We start from the raw sequence: 16,967 nt of genomic DNA on the forward strand, positions 1-16,967 counted from the left end.
TGCGCAATCTCACGGTGTCGTGGCTTCTGCCGCCAGCACCCGGCCAGGGTTCAGCAAACACTGCGGGTCCAGCGCCTGCTTGATGGTGCGCATCAACTGCAGCGCCACGGGCGTCTTGTAGTGGGGAAGCTTGTCGCGCTTGAGCGCACCAATGCCGTGCTCTGCCGAGATCGAGCCGCCAAACCGGTGGACGGACTGATAGACCGCATCGCTGATCGCCGTCTCATGCGCCGCGATGAACGCGGCCGCATCCGCACCGGCCGGCGCCTGCATGTTGTAGTGCAGGTTCCCATCGCCCAGGTGCCCGAAGTTGATCAGCCGCACGCCTGGCGCCAGTGTCTGGAGCTGCGCATCGGTCTGCGCCACGAACGCGGGAATGCGTGAGATCGGCACAGACACATCGTGCTTGATGTTGAGGCCCTCGGCCGCCTGCGCCAGCGTGATGCTCTCGCGGATGTGCCACAGGTCATGCGCCTGGCGGATGTTCTCGGCGATGATGGCGTCGGTCACGATGTCGTCTTCCATCGCGGTCTCTAGCAGGTGTTCGAACTGCGCCCTGGCGTGTGCTTCGGATTCGCTGTCGGACGCTTCCAGCAAGACGCACCATAACGTTTCGCGCCACATCGGCACGCGCAGATGGGGGTAGTGCGCGTCAACGAGCTTGAGCCCCTCCTGGTTCATCACTTCAAAGCCGGTGAGCGCTGAAGACAGGTGCCGGTGCGACAAGGCCAACAACGCCGTGGCCGCCTCCAGCGAGGGCACCGCTGCCCACGCCGTCAATTGCGCTGCGGGTTGCGGATACAGCCGCAGCGTGGCCGCCGTGATGATGCCCAGCGTGCCTTCGCTGCCGATGAACAGGTTGCGCAGGTCGTAGCCGGTGTTGTCCTTGCGCAGGCCCTGCAGGCCTTCCCAGACTTGCCCGTCGGCCAGTACCACTTCCAGCCCCAGGCATAGCTCGCGCGCATTGCCGTAGCGCACCACCTGCGTGCCGCCCGCGTTGGTCGCCAGGTTGCCGCCAATGGTGCAACTGCCCTCGGCACCCAGGCTCAGCGGAAACAGCATCCCCGCCTCCTGCACCGCCTCCTGCAGCGACTGGAGCACGCAGCCCGCTTCCACCGTAACCGTCATGTTGGCGAGGTCGATGGCGCGCACGGCTTGCATGCGGCGCAGGCTCAGGATGACCTGCTTGCCGTCGGCATCGGGCACAGAGCCTTCTACGAGGCCTGTATTGCCACCCTGCGGCACGATCGAGACGCCGGCCTGGGCGCATGCACGCATCACCTCGGCCACTTCTGCGGTAGCGCCGGGTCGTACTACGCAGAGCGCCTTGCCGCGCACGCGCTGGCGCCAATCGGTTTCGTATTCGGTGCACGCATCGCCGGTCAGAACATGCGCGGCCCCCACGATGTCGCGCAAGGCAGGGATCAGGTTGTCGGGTGTCATGGCAACGGTGATGAGGGTTGTCAGCGCAGGACTTCAGTCACGGCCGAAGCGAGCCGCTGCACGGCCTGCTCGATCTGCGGCACGTCGGGCGCGGCGAAAGACAGGCGCATGGTGTGGTGTGGCGCGCTGTCGGGGTAGAACGCCTTGCCGGGTACATACAGCACCTGCTGGGCGACAGCGGCATCGAACAGCGCCTGTGGGGCGATCGACTGTGCAAACGTGGCCCAGACGAACATGCCGCCCGCTGGCGGCGCGCAATGCACGTGACCGTTCAAGCTGGAAGCGATGCCTTGCACCAGGGCCTGCATGCGCCGCTGATATTCGATGCGGGCACGCTGCACCGTGGCCGGGTAGCGTCCGCTCTCCAGGTAGCGGGCGGCCACCACCTGCGCCAGTGGCGAGGTGCACAGGTCCACTGTCTGCTTGGCGATCGCGCAACGGCGCAGCAGGCTGTTGTCTGCCAGCATCCAGCCCACGCGCAGTGCCGGGGCAACGGTTTTGGACAAGCTGGACAGATACACCACCGGGTTCACGCCGCCATCGGCCAATCGGTCACCGATGGTGCGTAGCGTTGGCGGCATCGGGCCAGCGGTGTCGAATCGCAGCTCGCCGTAGGGGTCGTCTTCTACGACCCAGAAGCCATGGGTGCAGGCCAGTTGCACCAGCGCCTCACGGCGCTCGGCGGCCAGCAGCGTACCCCGGGGGTTGGAGAAGTTCGGTACGGTGTAGAGCAGCTTCGGACGCTGCGTGTCGGGTAACTGTTGCAGCAGTTCAGCCAGCGCGTCGGCTTGCAGGCCGTGCTCGTCCATCGGCACGGGCACGATGCGCGCCTGCGCAAGACGCAGGGCTTGCAGCGTGGCGGGATAGGCGGGCACCTCCACCAGGACCGTATCCCCCGGTTCGATCAGCACGCGCACCAGCAAGTCGAATGCCTGCTGCGAGCCCGTGGTGACCATCACCTGTTCAGCGCCAGACTGAATGCCGCGTTCGCGCATCAGGGCTACCAGCGCAGTACGGAGGATCGGCAACCCCTCCGTTGCGCCGTACTGCAGCGTTTGCGCATCGCCCGTCATGGCCTGGGCGGCGGCGTGTGCCAGCCCTTCGGCATCGAACAGGCTGGGCGACGGATAGCCGCCGGCCAGCGAGATCATTCCCGGCTGGCTGAGGTACGGGAACAGCTCGCGAATGGGCGAGCCCGCAGGCTGCGCAAACGGGGCGGCAAAGGCCGGCATGTCGCTCATGCTGTGGCATCCACGACGGGCATACCGCGCAGCACAGCGCGCAACTGGTCGACTGAGCGCTGCTGTGCCGCTTCGTAGAGGGTGATTTCGTCATGCACGTGTGCACCCAGCGCGGCCTCAAACGCCTGTTGTGCAGCGTGGGCTTGGTACTGCTTCTGCTCTTCGCCGCCCAGGTTGGACTGGAAGATGCCCGCCGCGCTTACCGGCAGGAAGTCTTCATACGTGATGGGATCGGCTTGCGCCCAGCCTTTGGCCAGGAGCACTTCCAACGATGTCTCAGCGTCGATCTGCGCGGCTTCGCCCGATGCCGTTAGGCTGTAGCGATAGTAGGCCAGCCCTTGGGCACGCAGTGCCTCATGGGTATCGGGGAAGGCGCGGAACGCCAGTGCCAGCCGACTCTCGTAGTCTGGCGCAGCGCTGCCGGCATTGCCCATGTCACGCACCTCGGCCAGCAGTTGGTCGTACAGCGCGCGGCCCTTGCGCGTCAGGGCGACGCCGCGTTGCTCGATCTCGCCAAAGCGCGCCGTATGCGCACCGGCATCATCAGTAAAGCGCACAGCTTCCTGCAGCGCCTTGAAGCTGGTCTGGCGCAGCAGAATCGGGCAGTTGCGCCGCGGCGGGCCTTCCACCACCTCCTTGGCGTCCATGCCGCGCGCGGGCATGGCGGCCTGCGCAGCGTCGATGTCGAGCGTACGCGGCGTCAGGTGGTTGATGTGCGGCCCCCGGAAGCAAACCACGTCGGCCACCAGGCGGTGTGCCGCCTGCAGGGCGCGGTAGGTTTCGGCGTCGACGGTGGCGGTGCTGTGCCAGCGGAAGGTCTCCAGCGCCTCGCGCACGAAGGTATCGGCATCTGTGTCGGCGAGGCCGCCATCGGTCTCGCACTGCGCGATCAATTCCAGCACGCGCGGCGTGAAGATCTGGCGGCGTGCCAGGATGGCTGCCGCCTTCTCGCGCAAGGCCGGATCGGCAATCAACTCAAGCCGCAGCAACGACGTGAACACGCGGAACGGATTGGCCGCCAATGCAGCATCGGCCACCGGACGAAACGCCGTGGAGTGCACCGGCACACCGGCCACCGACAAGTCGTAGTAGCCCACGGGCTCCATGCCCATGACGGCAAACAGCCGCCGCAGCGTCGCCAGCTCGGCCGCTGTGCCGACGCGGATGGCGCCGTGGCGTTCCACATCCAGTCGCTCCAGCTCACCTGCATGCGCCATCTGCGTGTGCAACGTGGGTTGGGCATTCAGCGTGCGCGCGTTGATGTCGGCTACCAGGTCGATCAGGGTGCCGTATTGCGGCACTTCCTGGCGATACATGGCGGACATGGCACGTGAAAAACGCGTGCGGATGTCGTCTGCGGAGACGAAGGAATCGGCCGTGGGTTGATGCGATGCACTCATGACAGGGGCGGGAATGGCGAGGAGTGGATCGATGCTAGGTGGGGCACTGGAAGCCGGTCAAACGATAATTGGGACAGAGTTCATTCCAGAATAGAATGACCTGCCAGACTCCAGCTCGACCCCCCAACCCAATCGCCAGGGCCTTGCATGTTCCCGCCACGCCGCTTTCTGCCGCCCATGTCCCTGCTTTGCGCATTTGAGGCGGCTGCGCGTCACCAGAGCTTCACGGCGGCTGCCGCTGAATTGCACCTGACGCAAAGCGCGGTCAGTCGGCAGATTCGTGCGCTGGAAGATCGCCTGGGGGCCGAGCTGTTCGTGCGTGAGCGCCAGACCGTGCGTCTGAGCCCGGCGGGCCAGGCGTATGCGGAGGACATTCGCGGTGCGTTGATGCGCATTTCCAGCGCCACGGTTGGCTTGCGTGCGAATCCGCAAGGGGGCAGCCTGAACCTGGCCATCCTCCCCACCTTCGGTACCCGTTGGCTGGCGCCGCGCCTGCCGCAGTTTTTCGACCAGCATCCCGGCATCACCATCAACCTGACGACGCGGCTGTCGCAGTTCGACTTCCAGTTGGAGGCGGTGGATGCGGCCATCCATTTCGGCCCGCCGCACTGGCCGGGGGCCGAACTCGCCTTGTTGATGAGCGAGACCGTCGTGCCCGCATGCAGCCCGGCGCTGCTGGCCCGCTACGCCTTTGCACAGCCACGCGACCTGCTGGGTGCGCCGTTGTTGCACCTGGCCTCGCGCCCCGATGCCTGGTCGCGCTGGCTGGCCACCCATCAGGTGGACGGGGGAGATACGCAAGGCATGGTGTTCGACCAGTTTGCGACCGCCGCCCAGGCGGCTGTTGCAGGCCTGGGCGTGGCATTGCTGCCGCGCTTTCTGATCCCTCACGAGTTGCAGCAGGGCGATCTTGTGCTGGCCTTGCCCCATGTGCCGGAGATGGAAAGCGCCGAGCGCTACTATCTGGCCTGGCCCACGGGTCGGACCGACTATCCGCCGCTGCAGGCGTTGCGAACATGGCTCGTGCAAGCGGCACAGGACTTCACGCAGGCATAGGCTGCCGAGTGATATGCAACAGTGGCAAACACTGCATGACGTGTCGATGACTGTTCTGTAAAGTTCGCAGATCGCATCGGGCAACGGTGTGCCATTCCCGATCGCTGAAATACAAGGCCGACGCTACTTTTCGCTCATGTCCATCCAACACGCGCTGCTCACTTCCCTGCTCGAAAAGCCCTCGTCCGGCTATGAGCTCGCCCGCCGCTTCGACAAGTCGATGGGCTATTTCTGGAGTGCCACCCATCAGCAGATCTACCGCGAGCTTGGCCGCATGGCCGAGGCCGGTTGGGTCAGCGTGGAGGAAGAGGAAGACGGCCGCAAGAAGACGTACACGGTCCTGCAGCCGGGGCGCGAAGAACTCGCGCGCTGGGTGCTGGAGCCGACCGTGTCGTCGGATAACCGTGAAGAGGTGCTGGTGAAGCTGCGCGCCGAGGCTGTGATTGGCCCGCTCGGCTTTATCGACGAGATGCAGCGCCTGATCGAGCAGCACCGCACGCGCCTGAACACATTCCGCGAGATCGAGCAGCGCGATTTCATGCGCGCTGATCTCACGCGCGCACAGCGGCTGCAGCATGCGGTGCTCCAGCGCGGCATCGTTTACGAAGAAGGCTGGCTCGCGTGGGCAGACGATGTGCTGCCGTTGCTGGAGCCAGCCTCGGTAACGGCCTAGGGCCAACGGGCCCTAGTGGCCTGACGGTTTAAGCCGTCGCCTTGTCACCCGCCGGGGCGCGCAGCGCCTCGATGCTGTTCAGGCGGCGGCGAGCCACCTCAAACTCCTCGGCAAAACGCTTGACGAGTTCCGCCGCCGGCACCACGCGCTTGACTGCGCCCACGCCCTGGCCGGCGCCCCAGATGTCCTTCCATGCCTTGGCTTTGGCGCCGCCACCGGAGCCGAAGTTCATCTTGCTCGGGTCCGATTCCGGCAGGGCTTCCGGGTCCAGGCCCGCGCTTTCGATGCTCTTGCGCAGGTAGTTGCCGTGCACGCCGGTGAACAGGTTCGTGTAGACGATGTCGCTGGCGGTGGACTCCACAATCGCTTGCTTGTAGCCCTCGATCGCGTTGGCTTCTTCGGTGGCGATGAAGGCCGAGCCCACGTAGGCCAGGTCTGCACCGGCCGCCAGCGCTGCCAGGATGGCGTTGCCGTTGGCAATCGCGCCCGACAGCAGCAGCGGGCCGTCAAACCATTCACGAATCTCGTGGATCAGCGCAAATGGCGAGGTCGTGCCCGCATGGCCGCCCGCGCCGGCCGCCACGGCGATCAGGCCATCCGCGCCTTTCTCGATCGCCTTCTTGGCAAACTTGTTGTTGATCACGTCGTGCAGCACGATGCCGCCGTAGCTGTGCACGGCCTGGTTTACGTCTTCACGCGCGCCCAGCGAGGTGATGACGATGGGCACCTTGTACTTCACGCACAATTCCAGGTCGTGCTCCAGGCGGTCGTTCGACTTGTGCACGATCTGGTTGACGGCAAACGGCGCCGACGGCTTGTCCGGATGCTGCGCGTCGTATTCGGCCAGCTCCGTGGTGATGCGCTGCAGCCAGGTTTCCAGCAGCTCGGCCGGGCGTGCATTGAGCGCCGGAAACGAGCCAACCACGCCTGCCTTGCACTGGGCGATCACGAGGTCGGGGTTGGAAATGATGAACAGCGGCGAGCCCACCACGGGCACGGACAAGCGGTTTTGCAGGATCGGGGGCAGCGACATGGCAGTCTCCGTTGGGAATCGTTATGGAATCAAGAAAGCGGGTAAGCAGTGTGCTCAGGCCTCGGACTTGAGCACCGCGAGCTTGTCGGCCAGCTTGGCACCCATGGCCGCGCCGAGCGCCTGCAGGCCGGTTGCCGGGCGGACCATCACCTCGAACTCGACAATCTTGCCGCTGGCATTGAAGCGGATCATGTCGATGCCCTTGAGCGATTTACCGCTCACGTTGGCGCTGAATTCCAGCACCACGCTCGCGCCATCATCCGTGGCGAAGCTGCGGTGGTATTGGAAGTCTTCAAAGACCGTGTTGACGGTGCGCAGCACCAGCGTGGTGGCCGTGCGGCCCGGGTACGCCGTGTGCGCTACGGGCGAGCGGAAGACGACGTCCTCGGCGAACAGGTCGTCGAGCGCGTCCATGTTGCCGCTCTCAAGCATGGTGTGCCAGGCGGTGAGCGTGGCTTGCGACTGGGCGGACAGAGCGGTAGCGATGTGTCGAACTGCGGGCTGGGTCACAGTGTCTCCTGAACAGAAGTGCAACAGATTGCATCAGCGTGGAGGCAACATAGCACAGCGTTTTTCACTATGCAACAAGTTGCATAGTGTGCCGACTCGAGTGAAAGTGATTCTTCAGCCGCTTGTGTGATCGGCGTGCTGCGCACGTACCACGATGACGGTGCGGCGCGACAGCTTGACGGTACGCTCGGCCACGCTGCCGAGCAGGATGCGCGACAACCCGCTGCGGTTTTGCGAACCGACCACGATGGTGTCGGCCTGCCAGCGCACGGCTTCGTGCTCCAGGGCGTTGCCGATGTCGTCGTCGGTGGAGTCGAGCATCAGGACGCCGGTCTCGACAACAACGCCGGCACCTTCCAGCGTACGTTGCAGCTCGGCCAGGGCGTGGTCGGCGCTCTGGTGTTCGGTGTTGCGCAGCGTATCGACGCTGTAGATCTCGCGCGACTCCGGCATGGTTGGCGAGCCGATCGCCCACACTATGCGCACCCGGCCGCCGAATGCCTGGGCAAGTGCCGCGGCTTGATCGACTGCCAGTCTGGCTTCGTGGCTGCCGTCAAAACCGGCGAGGATGCGTTGATACATGGGGCGCTCCGTGTGTGGGGATGAAGCCACTGTAGCAGCCTCGTTTGATGCCGCCATGCCCGACACGCGCACGCGTTTGCGCCGCATCAAGTCTCGTCAGGCTTCGCTGTCGGCATGCACGGGGTGGGCCAGCAGCAAGTCCAGCAGCCCCTGCGCCGCCACCGACAGGCTGCGCCCGTCGCGCCGGATCACGTACAGCGTGCGTACCAGCCCTGGTAACGGTAGCGGCCGCACCACCAACTCCGGCAGGCGGAACTGGAAGAGCGCCAGCGAGGGGATGACGGTAATACCCAGGTTGGCTGCCGCCAGCGCGGCTGCGGTGGCCAGATGCTCGACCTCCATGCCGCTGCGCAGCTTGGTCGGGTGCAGGGCGGCATCGAGGTATTGCCGGATGCTCGTGTTGCGCGCGAGATGGATGAACGGCGCATCGACAAGATCGCCCACACCGAGCGTGGGCTTGCGCGCGAGCGGGTGATCCTGATGGCAGACGAGATGGAAGTCGTCTGTGCAGAACGGCTGCGCGGTCAACCCGGCCATGTCCGCACCGATGGCGGCAATGGCGAAGTCTGCCGCGCCGCGCCGGACCATGTCGATGCACGGGTCAGACAGCTGATCGTGCAGCGCCAGTTGAATGCCCGGATGCCGCGCAGAGAAATCCGCCAGCACGCCCGGCAAGATGCCTGCCGCAATCGACGGCAGCGCGGCCACTGTCACACGCCCTGTGCGCGCGGCAGCGCGGTCGCGCAGTTCGGCAAAGGTGGCTTCGAAGTCCGCCAGCAGGCGCAGGGCGGATTCAGCAAACGCTTCGCCCTCGGGCGTCAGCTCAACGTGGCGTGTATTGCGATCGAACAGGCGCACGCCGGCATCGGCCTCCAGGTTCTGGATCAGCGCGCTGAAGGCCGATTGCGACAGATGGCAGGTTTGTGCCGCCTGCGTGAAGTTCTTGTGCTCGCGCAGCGCGGCAAAGGCACGGAGCTGCTTGACGGAGAGGTTCATGGCGAAGGCCGGGCGTGGTGCGCCAGCTTATCTCGGAACCAGCGCCGGAATCTCTAGAGTGAGCAGTGCACTCGACAGCGACTTGCCATGCGCATCCAGCGCCAGCGAGCGTGTCACGCCGCCGGCCAGCGCCCCGTGCAGCACGAAGTTGAGCGCGCCCAACTGCGGCAGCACGTAACGTTCAACATTGCCGTGTACGAGATCGGCGAAATGCGCGCGCACGCGTTCGGCTGTCACGTGTTGTTCCAGCACGGCAAAGTCTGCTGCGCGATGGGCGATGACGGAAATGCACGAGATGTCGCCCTTGTCGCCGGCGCGGGTGTGGGCGAGGTCGCGGAGGATGCGGGTCATGTCAGCTCTCCAGAATCTGCACGTTGTGAGGCGCAAGCTCGGCCGGGATCAACGTTGACGCGACGGCAATGATTTCGCGCGCGCTCTTGGTTGCACCGCCGCCGCCGGAGGGGCCACAGGTCAGCAGCGTTTCCACCTCGTTGCCGATGCGTAGAGCTTCGGCCATGGACTCCGTTCGCGCCGCCACCCGCACACGTACCTCGTACGGTTCGGCATCGATGTGGGAGAGGGCGGGGCCGTGCAACGCATCCACGCCAATCAACTCGAAGCGCGTCTCCGTCATCTGCACACCGGTGAGTGCCAGTCGCTCGCGTACGATGTCGAGCGCCAGTCGACCACGCGCCACGGCGTTGGGGCCGGCATAGCTGATCTGGCCCTCGCCGATGTAGCTGTCGAGATAGCCGATCGACACCTTCAACTGGCCGGTGCGCGGCGTGCCCGTTGCGCCTTCGATGACGACGCGATCGGTGCCATCGGTGTGCATGCGTACATTGGAGAAATCGGCCACGACATCCGGTGTGAGGTAGCGTGCCGGGTCGTGGATTTCATACAGCAACTGTTCCTTGCACGTCGCTTCGGTCACGAGTCCGCCAGCCGTGGCGACCTTGGTGATGAGTACCGAGCCGTCTTCCCCAACTTCGCCAATGGGGAAGCCCAGGCGCGCGAGATTGGGCACGTCCTTGATGCCGGGGTCGGCAAAGTAGCCACCCGTGATTTGCCCTGCGCATTCGAGCAGGTGCCCGGCCAGCGTGCCACAGCCCAGGCGATGCCAGTCGTCCATGCGCCAGCCGAAGGCGTGGATGAGTGGCCCAAGCGCCAACGCCGGATCGGCCACGCGCCCGGTGATGACGACGTCTGCGCCTTGCGCCAGTGCATCCACGATGCCCTGCGCGCCGAGGTATGCATTGGCCGACACCATGCGTGCACCGAGCGACGCAACGGGTTCACCACCGTCCATCAGCGTGAAGTCCTGGCCGCGTGCTTGCAGCAGGTCGAACACATCGTCGCCGGTAACCGCAGCTACGCGCACCTTAAGGCCCAGCTCACTGGCGATGTCCCGCGTGCGTTCCGCTGCGGCTTGCGGGTTGGCCGCGCCCATGTTGGTAACGATGCGGATGCCGCGCGCCGCGCAGGCCGGCAACACGGCACGCATGCGTGCTTCGAGCAGCGGGTCATAACCGTGCGATGGATCTTTGCGACGCACCTGCTGTGCGAGCGCGATGGTGCGCTCGGCCAGGCACTCGAACATGAGTACGTCGATGTCGCCGTGCTCTGCCAGTTCCAGCGCGGGTTCGATGCGGTCACCCGAGTAACCAGCGCCGCCGCCGATGCGTAGTGTCTTTAACTCGGTCTTCAACGCGTTCTTCATGCCATCACCACGGAAGCACGCCCAGCACCACGGCCACTGCGGTCATCAGCAGCGAGGCACCGAACAGGAAGGGGATCGAGAATTTCTGGTGGTCCGCCAGATCGATGCCGCACAGGCCGACCACAAGGAAGGTCGCGGGCGTAAGCGGGCTGACCGGGAAGCCGGTGGTCATCTGGCCGAGCACAGCAGCCTGCGCCACGTGGACCGGTGCCACGCCCAGCATCTTCGATGCTTCTGCCACCACAGGCAGCACGCCAAAGTAGAACGAATCCGGATCGAACAGCAGCGACAGCGGCATCGACAGCACGCCCAGCACCACCGGAATGTGGTGCGCCATGGCAGGCGGGATGAAGTCGACCGCCGTCTTGGCCATCGCCGTGAGCATGCCGGACTTGCTCATGATGCCGGTGAACACGCCTGCCGCCAGCAGGATGCTCGCCATCATCAGCGCGGCCTTGGCGTGCGCATCCACGCGCTGGCGTTGCTGATCGACGTTCGGGTAGTTGATGAGCAGCGCGGCCACCACGCCCAGCATGAACATCACCACCGGGTCGACCTTGCCGCTCACCATCACGCCCATCACCACGACGGTCAGCACAAGGTTGATCCAGAAATTGCGCGGGCGGCGCAGCGCCTGTTCGGCTTCGGTCAGCGGACGCGCGACGACTTGTGTGGCGCCACCGTGGTTGGCGAGGCCCAGTCGCTTCTCTTCACGCTTGCCCAGCAGCCACGCGCACACGAACACGAAGACGAGCCCCGCAATCTGCACCGGGATCAGCGGGTTGAAGATGTCCGTCACCGGCATGTGCAGCGACGCGGAGGCGCGGATCATCGGCCCCGTCCACGGCAAGGTTCACGCCGCACGCCATCGACGTCACGCACGCCAGGATGCGGCGGTCCATGCCGAGCCGGTCATAGAGCGGCAGCATGGCCGGAATGGTGATGAGGAACGCCACCGCGCCCGAGCCATCCAGGTGAATCAGCAACGCCAGCAGCGCCGAGCCCACCACGATGCGTGGCGGGCGGCTGCCCACGGTGCGCAGGATGCGGTCGATGATCGGGTCCAGCATGCCGGCATCCGTCACGATGCCGAAGTACAGGATGGCGAAGATGAACATCCCCGCCACGGGCGCGACATCCTTGATGCCGCCGATGATGAACTTGCTGGTGTTGAGCCCGAAGCCGCCCACAAGCGCGGCGATGACGGGAATGGCGATGAGCGCAACCAGCGGCGACATGCGTTTCGTCAGGATGACGACAAACAGCGCGACGATGGTCAGCAGCCCGAGCAGTGCGAGCATGGTCTCCTCCGAGTGCTTGGAATCGGAATCCCTGTTGGCGGGATTTGTTGATGGACGACTGTAGAAGCTGCTGATCTGCCTGTGAAACGGAATATTTGGATGGATTGAGCTGATTTGACGATAAGTGATGCAGGCGCCGCTCAATAAATCCCGGCAAAATGTGGCGCGTTCCCACCCGATGCTGGAGACCTTGTGCATACCGCCCCGACCATCCTGATCCTGCCTGGCTGGCAGAACTCTGGCCCCGAGCACTGGCAATCGCGCTGGGAGCGCCTGCATGGGGATCACCGTGTTGAACAACGCGAGTGGTTCACGCCCAAGCGTGCCGACTGGGTGGCCGCACTGGATGCCGCCGTGCGTGCCGCACCGGGCGATGTCGTGTTGGTGGCGCACAGCCTGGGGTGTGTGCTGACGGCGCATTGGGCTGCCGCGTCTGCCCACACAGCGCGCGTGCGCGGTGCCTTGCTGGTGGCGCCACCGCAGCTTGGCCGTGAAGATTCGCCGCCCGAACTGATTGACTTTCAGCCGGTGCCGCAACAGCGTCTGCCGTTTCCGGCCACCCTCATCTTCAGCACCAACGACCCCTTCAGCGATGCCGCCTGGAGCCGCCAACAGGCCGAAGCCTGGGGCGCCACGCCCATCGATTTGGGAGCGCGCGGTCATATCAATGCCGAATCGGACCTGGGCGACTGGCCGGAAGCCCGTGCCATCGTTACTAAGTGGAGCAAAAGCCCCACTTGAAATGAGGGCTTGACCCTAAAGCTTCTTCAGGGTTTTGAATGGAGGCATGAAACCAGATCTCGCCTCCGCCCTGCTGTCCCACAACCACGCCGCCAAGCCGGAAGCGTCTGGCTGCGGTGGTTGCTGCGGCCACGATTATCCCGTTGCCCGGGAGTCTGCTGACCATGAACACAAGCATGGCAACGACCATGAACACGGTCACGACCATGCACATGACCACGGTCACAAGCACGAGCACGGTGATGACCACGACCATGATCACGAGCATGCGGACGGCAAGGCCCACGGCTGCGGCCATGGACACGATCACGGGCACGACCACGCGCATGCGCACGGTCCGGCGCCGGTCGCTCCCCCAGTTGACGCTGCTGCCCTGGCCCGCGCCAAGGGCCGCACGAAAATCCGCATCGAGCAGATGGATTGCCCGACCGAAGAGCGCATGATCCGCAATAAGCTGGGCAACGCCGCCGGCGTGGTCGCGCTGGACTTCAACCTGCTGGAGCGCCATCTCACCATCCACCACACCGTGGACGACGTCACGCCGTTCCTGGAAGCCCTGCGCGCCATCGGCATGGATGGCGAGGTGCTGGAAGCGCATGACCGCGCGGCCGCGGCGCCTGCCGAGCCCACTGGCATCTCGCGTCGCACTTGGCTGCTGGGCATCGGCGGTGTGGCCGCGTTTGGCGCGGAGGCCATCGCCTGGTCCCTGGGTGATCACGCTTGGCCAGTTCTGGCACTGGCGCTTGCGTCCATCGCGCTGGCTGGTGGGCCGACGCTGCGCAAGGGCTGGATTGCCGTGCGCGCGCTCACGTTCAACATCAACTTCCTGATGGCGGTGGCCGTGATCGGCGCGCTGCTGATCGGCAAGTGGGCCGAAGCGGCCATGGTGATTTTCCTGTTTGCCGTGGCTGAAGCCATCGAGGCGCGTGCCCTGGTGCGTGCCCGTGATGCTGTGCGCGCGCTGACTGCCATCGCCCCCGACACAGCAGAGTTGACCGACGGCAATGGCGGCTGGCGCGATGTGGCCGTTGACACCGTTCGCGTCGGCGCACGCCTGCGTGTACGCACGGGCAGCCGTGTGCCGGTCGATGCACGCATCGTGAGCGGCCGCGCAGCGCTGGACGAATCGCCCGTCACCGGCGAGAGCCTGCCGGTGGAGAAGACCCTGGGCGACACCATCCTCGCCGGCACCATCGTCACCGACGGCGTGATCGAGGCCGAAGCCACGGCGGTGGCCGCCGACAGCACGCTTGCGCGCATCGCCGGGGCCATTCAGGAGGCGCAGTCGCAGCGTGCGCCCACGCAGCGCTTCGTCGACAAGTTCTCGTCCATCTACACGCCCGCCATGATGTTGCTGGCGCTGGCGGTTGCCGTAGTCGGCCCGCTGGTTACTGCCGATGGTTGGCTGACGTGGACGTATCGCGCGCTGGTGTTGCTGGTGATCGCTTGCCCCTGCGCATTGGTGATCTCCACGCCGGTGACGGTGGTGAGCGGCCTGGCTGCAGCGGCGCGGCGCGGCATTGTCGTCAAGGGCGGCGTCTATCTGGAAAGCGGCCGGCGCCTGCGTGCACTGGCGCTGGACAAGACCGGCACGCTCACGGCTGGCCGCCCGGTGCTGGATGCGGTGGTGTTGCCTGATGACACACGCGGCACGCGCCGCGCCGTGGCGGATCTGAACGTCGCCACGGATGGCACCCACCTGCAGGCACTGGCTGTGGCCGCTGCGCTGGACGCCAACACCACGCATCCGATTGCCGTGGCGATCGTGCAGGCTGCGCAAGCGCATGGCGCCGTAGATGCGGGTGCGGTTGAGGACCTGTCCGTGCTGCCGGGCCGCGGTGTGGCCGGCACGCTGGGTGGCGTGCGCTGGCACCTCGGTAACGCTGCACTGGTGGCCGAGCGCAGCTTTGATACCGCCGACTGGCGCGCTGCCGCGGAAGGCTTGCAGGCTGAAGGCATGTCCGCCGTCACGCTGTGCGACACGAACGGTGCGGTAGCACTCTTTGGCGTGCGTGACCGCGAGCGCCCGGAAAGCGCACAGGCCATCGCAGAACTACGTGCACTGGGTGTGCAGCCCGTCATGATTACTGGCGACGACCGCCGTGCTGCACAGGCCATCGCCAAGACGGTCGGCATCGACAACGTCCATGCCGAGCAACTCCCCGCCGACAAGCAACGCGTGGTGGGCGAGCTTGCCGCGCAGCATGGCTTCGTCGGCATGGTGGGTGACGGCATCAACGACGCACCGGCCCTGGCACGCGCCGACATCGGCTTCGCCATGGGCGCAGCCGGCACGGCCACGGCACTGGAAGCCGCAGACGTTGCCATCATGGATGACGACCCGCGCAAGCTCGCCGGCTTCATCCGCATCAGCCGTCGCACGGTGGCGGTGCTGCGTCAGAACATCGTGTTGGCGCTCGGCATCAAGGCGGTGTTCCTCGCACTGGCCGTGATGGGTGACGCCACGCTGTGGATGGCGATCTTTGCTGACGTGGGTGCGAGCTTGCTGGTGGTGTTCAACGGGCTGCGGGTGATGCGCACGCGCGTCTGATCATTGCGATCCGACAGCGCGCGCACGGGAGGGCGCTCAACGCAGGCCGGTGACGCGCGCGTCCTTCGGGTAGGTGATGAGGTAGTCGGCGGAGAAGCGGGCGCTCTGTCCAGCCGGAATCGTCTGCTCCCACGCGATCACACCGGGGCGGTGCTCCCAGTCGCGCTTGGCGGGCTCCGGCGAGAAGGTCGAGCGCACCTTGATGTCGTCGGACTGGCTGACCGGCGTGGCTTCCAGGATCTGCACGTCAATCGCATCGCGGTGCCGGTTGCGCACGGTATAGAGCGCGCCAAGCTGACGCTCGTTGCGGTTGTCGAGCAGGCCCACGCTGCGCTGATAGGTCTTGGGTGTTTCCACCACCACGGTCACGAGATCATCGCGGCCGAAAGGCAGCGTGACTTTCTGATCGTCGGCCGCCGGGTTCCATTGCGTATTGCCGACCACGGCACCGTCGCGGCGCAGTTGCAGGTTGCCGGCAGGCCAGATGCCTTGCGGGCGATCCACGGTGGCGATCAAGTAAGCGGCGGTGTCCATGCGCGGCGTGCTGCGTGCGGCCAGCTTGGCGGGCAGTGTTTCGCTGGCCAGCGTGAAGGTCACCTTCTGCGCATCGGATGGCAGTTCCACGGCACCTGGCACCTCAAACTCTGTGGCAAAGGCGGTCTGGACGGTGTTGACCTCGAACAGCGGGGCCTCGTCGGCCTCTCGCGGTTCGTTGCTGCGGCCAAGCTTGGCTCGGGGCGCTGGTGCCATGGCAGCAACCGGCGCAGCCGGATACGGCATCGCTTGCGGCGGCGGTTGAATGTCCAGTTGCCACGCATAGGGCTCTGGCCCGCGTGGCGTGTTACGCGGCTGGCCCGTCGACAAACGCAACCGCACGCCGCGCCAATCTTCCCCTGTCGATTGCGCAAGCGTTGCCTGCCGTTCGACGATGACGTTGGCGCGCACGGAATCCACACTTGCCTGATATGCCGGCCGCCAGCCCGCACGCGCGGTCTGGTAGCTGACACGCAATTCGCCGCCACGCGGTGCTGCCACGGCAATGCGAACCGTGCGCAGCGTGTCGGCGCCTGAACCGTGCGTGCGTTGCAGCGCATCGAGCTGCGCCTTCAACTCGGCGTAGCGCTTCTTCAGTTGCTCTTGCCGTGTGAAGACTTCCTGCGCGTTACGCGCCAGCGCATCGGTGGCGCGGCCTAGCGTGGAGAAATCCGTGGCCGGTGCGCGCCCATCGCCGCCGGTACGCTCACTCACCGCCTTCAGGTAGCTGGCCGATAGCGCATTCGCCTGCAGTTGTACGTCGAGCGCGGCACGCTGGTCTTGCAGGGTGCGGATTTGTGTCTCCAGGGCAGTCTTTGCGCAAGCACTGCCTTCACTGGGCACGGTTTCCACACGCACGTCACCCACGCGGATGGCGCTATCGCCCTCAACACGCAGGCTGTCGGCGTCGAATGTGGTTGGCAGGCAAGTCAGCTCGACACTGCGCGCACCAGCGGTAACGGTGGTTGTGCGCACGATGGTGGCGCTATCCGGATACAACGTGACATCGGTGATGCGTGATGGCGTTGCGGCTTGCGTTGCCGCAGCGGCGGCCATCGTGACCGCGCCGAGTGCCATGCGTTGCTGATGCAGAAAATGCGTTGCCGGTGTCGTCTTCATCCGCCCCACCCACATGTCGTGAAATGCGGCGAGTATCGCACGTCAAAGTGGCGTGCTCGGCAAGAGG

The 16,967-nt window shown here is 65.5% G+C and carries 14 protein-coding genes and 1 pseudogene; 4 read left to right on the plus strand and 11 right to left on the minus strand.

What is annotated here, in order from left to right; genetic code table 11:
* Nucleotides 1-9 precede the first annotated feature (9 nt).
* Genes C404_RS35245 through hglS form a run of 3 tightly spaced genes read right to left on the minus strand, consistent with a single transcriptional unit; the run spans nucleotide 10 to nucleotide 4,084 of the window.
* Nucleotides 10-1,443 (minus strand): FAD-binding oxidoreductase, encoded by a 1,434-nt coding sequence (locus C404_RS35245; RefSeq protein WP_021193434.1) that lies wholly within the window; start codon nucleotides 1,441-1,443, stop codon nucleotides 10-12.
* A gap of 20 nt (nucleotides 1,444-1,463) precedes the next feature.
* Nucleotides 1,464-2,684, minus strand: a complete 1,221-nt coding sequence (locus C404_RS35250; protein WP_021193435.1) for an aminotransferase-like domain-containing protein — start codon at nucleotides 2,682-2,684, stop codon at nucleotides 1,464-1,466.
* Nucleotides 2,681-4,084, minus strand: coding sequence for a 2-oxoadipate dioxygenase/decarboxylase HglS (gene hglS, locus C404_RS35255; RefSeq protein ID WP_021193436.1), 1,404 nt, complete (start codon nucleotides 4,082-4,084; stop codon nucleotides 2,681-2,683). Before hglS ends, C404_RS35250 begins: the two co-directional genes overlap by 4 nt.
* Before the next feature lie 147 nt (nucleotides 4,085-4,231).
* Here hglS and C404_RS35260 point away from each other — a divergent pair, with 147 nt between their 5' ends.
* Complete coding sequence (locus C404_RS35260) at nucleotides 4,232-5,140, plus strand: LysR substrate-binding domain-containing protein (protein ID WP_031328881.1); 909 nt, start codon at nucleotides 4,232-4,234, stop codon at nucleotides 5,138-5,140.
* Nucleotides 5,141-5,276: 136 nt separating this feature from the next.
* Nucleotides 5,277-5,813, plus strand: a complete 537-nt coding sequence (locus C404_RS35265; RefSeq protein ID WP_021193438.1) for a PadR family transcriptional regulator — start codon at nucleotides 5,277-5,279, stop codon at nucleotides 5,811-5,813.
* A gap of 28 nt (nucleotides 5,814-5,841) precedes the next feature.
* Here C404_RS35265 and C404_RS35270 read toward each other — a convergent pair whose 3' ends face one another.
* The 7 genes and pseudogenes from C404_RS35270 to C404_RS35300 all read right to left on the minus strand — a co-directional run bounded on the left by C404_RS35270 (nucleotide 5,842) and on the right by C404_RS35300 (nucleotide 11,955).
* Nucleotides 5,842-6,846 carry an NAD(P)H-dependent flavin oxidoreductase gene (locus tag C404_RS35270; RefSeq protein ID WP_021193439.1) on the minus strand — a complete coding sequence of 335 codons (1,005 nt, stop codon included), beginning with the start codon at nucleotides 6,844-6,846 and terminating at the stop codon, nucleotides 5,842-5,844.
* Nucleotides 6,847-6,900: 54 nt separating this feature from the next.
* Entirely contained in the window at nucleotides 6,901-7,356 is a 456-nt protein-coding gene (locus tag C404_RS35275; RefSeq protein ID WP_021193440.1) for a nuclear transport factor 2 family protein, read from the minus strand.
* A 114-nt stretch (nucleotides 7,357-7,470) separates the two neighbouring features.
* Nucleotides 7,471-7,938: a universal stress protein gene (locus C404_RS35280; RefSeq protein ID WP_021193441.1), complete on the minus strand. Its 468-nt coding sequence runs from the start codon at nucleotides 7,936-7,938 to the stop codon at nucleotides 7,471-7,473.
* A 96-nt stretch (nucleotides 7,939-8,034) separates the two neighbouring features.
* Entirely contained in the window at nucleotides 8,035-8,934 is a 900-nt protein-coding gene (locus C404_RS35285) for a LysR family transcriptional regulator (protein WP_021193442.1), read from the minus strand.
* Between the two features lie 27 nt (nucleotides 8,935-8,961).
* Nucleotides 8,962-9,285 (minus strand): AtuA-related protein, encoded by a 324-nt coding sequence (locus C404_RS35290; protein ID WP_021193443.1) that lies wholly within the window; start codon nucleotides 9,283-9,285, stop codon nucleotides 8,962-8,964.
* Between the two features lies 1 nt (nucleotide 9,286).
* Nucleotides 9,287-10,642: an acyclic terpene utilization AtuA family protein gene (locus tag C404_RS35295; RefSeq protein ID WP_081659337.1), complete on the minus strand. Its 1,356-nt coding sequence runs from the start codon at nucleotides 10,640-10,642 to the stop codon at nucleotides 9,287-9,289.
* Nucleotides 10,643-10,658: 16 nt separating this feature from the next.
* Nucleotides 10,659-11,955, minus strand: a pseudogene (locus tag C404_RS35300) (CitMHS family transporter).
* A gap of 192 nt (nucleotides 11,956-12,147) precedes the next feature.
* Between C404_RS35300 and C404_RS35305 the strand changes: the two are divergent.
* Both C404_RS35305 and C404_RS35310 read left to right on the plus strand, forming a co-directional pair.
* Nucleotides 12,148-12,696, plus strand: coding sequence for an RBBP9/YdeN family alpha/beta hydrolase (locus C404_RS35305; protein WP_021193445.1), 549 nt, complete (start codon nucleotides 12,148-12,150; stop codon nucleotides 12,694-12,696).
* A gap of 46 nt (nucleotides 12,697-12,742) precedes the next feature.
* Complete coding sequence (locus C404_RS35310) at nucleotides 12,743-15,247, plus strand: heavy metal translocating P-type ATPase (protein ID WP_021193446.1); 2,505 nt, start codon at nucleotides 12,743-12,745, stop codon at nucleotides 15,245-15,247.
* 36 nt (nucleotides 15,248-15,283) lie between these two features.
* On the opposite strand, the gene C404_RS35315 is transcribed toward C404_RS35310, so the two are convergent.
* Nucleotides 15,284-16,900, minus strand: coding sequence for a DUF4139 domain-containing protein (locus C404_RS35315; RefSeq protein WP_021193447.1), 1,617 nt, complete (start codon nucleotides 16,898-16,900; stop codon nucleotides 15,284-15,286).
* Between the last annotated feature and the right edge of the window lie 67 nt (nucleotides 16,901-16,967).

The organism is Ralstonia sp. AU12-08 (genome assembly GCF_000442475.1).
Taxonomy (GTDB): Bacteria; Pseudomonadota; Gammaproteobacteria; order Burkholderiales; family Burkholderiaceae; genus Ralstonia; species Ralstonia insidiosa.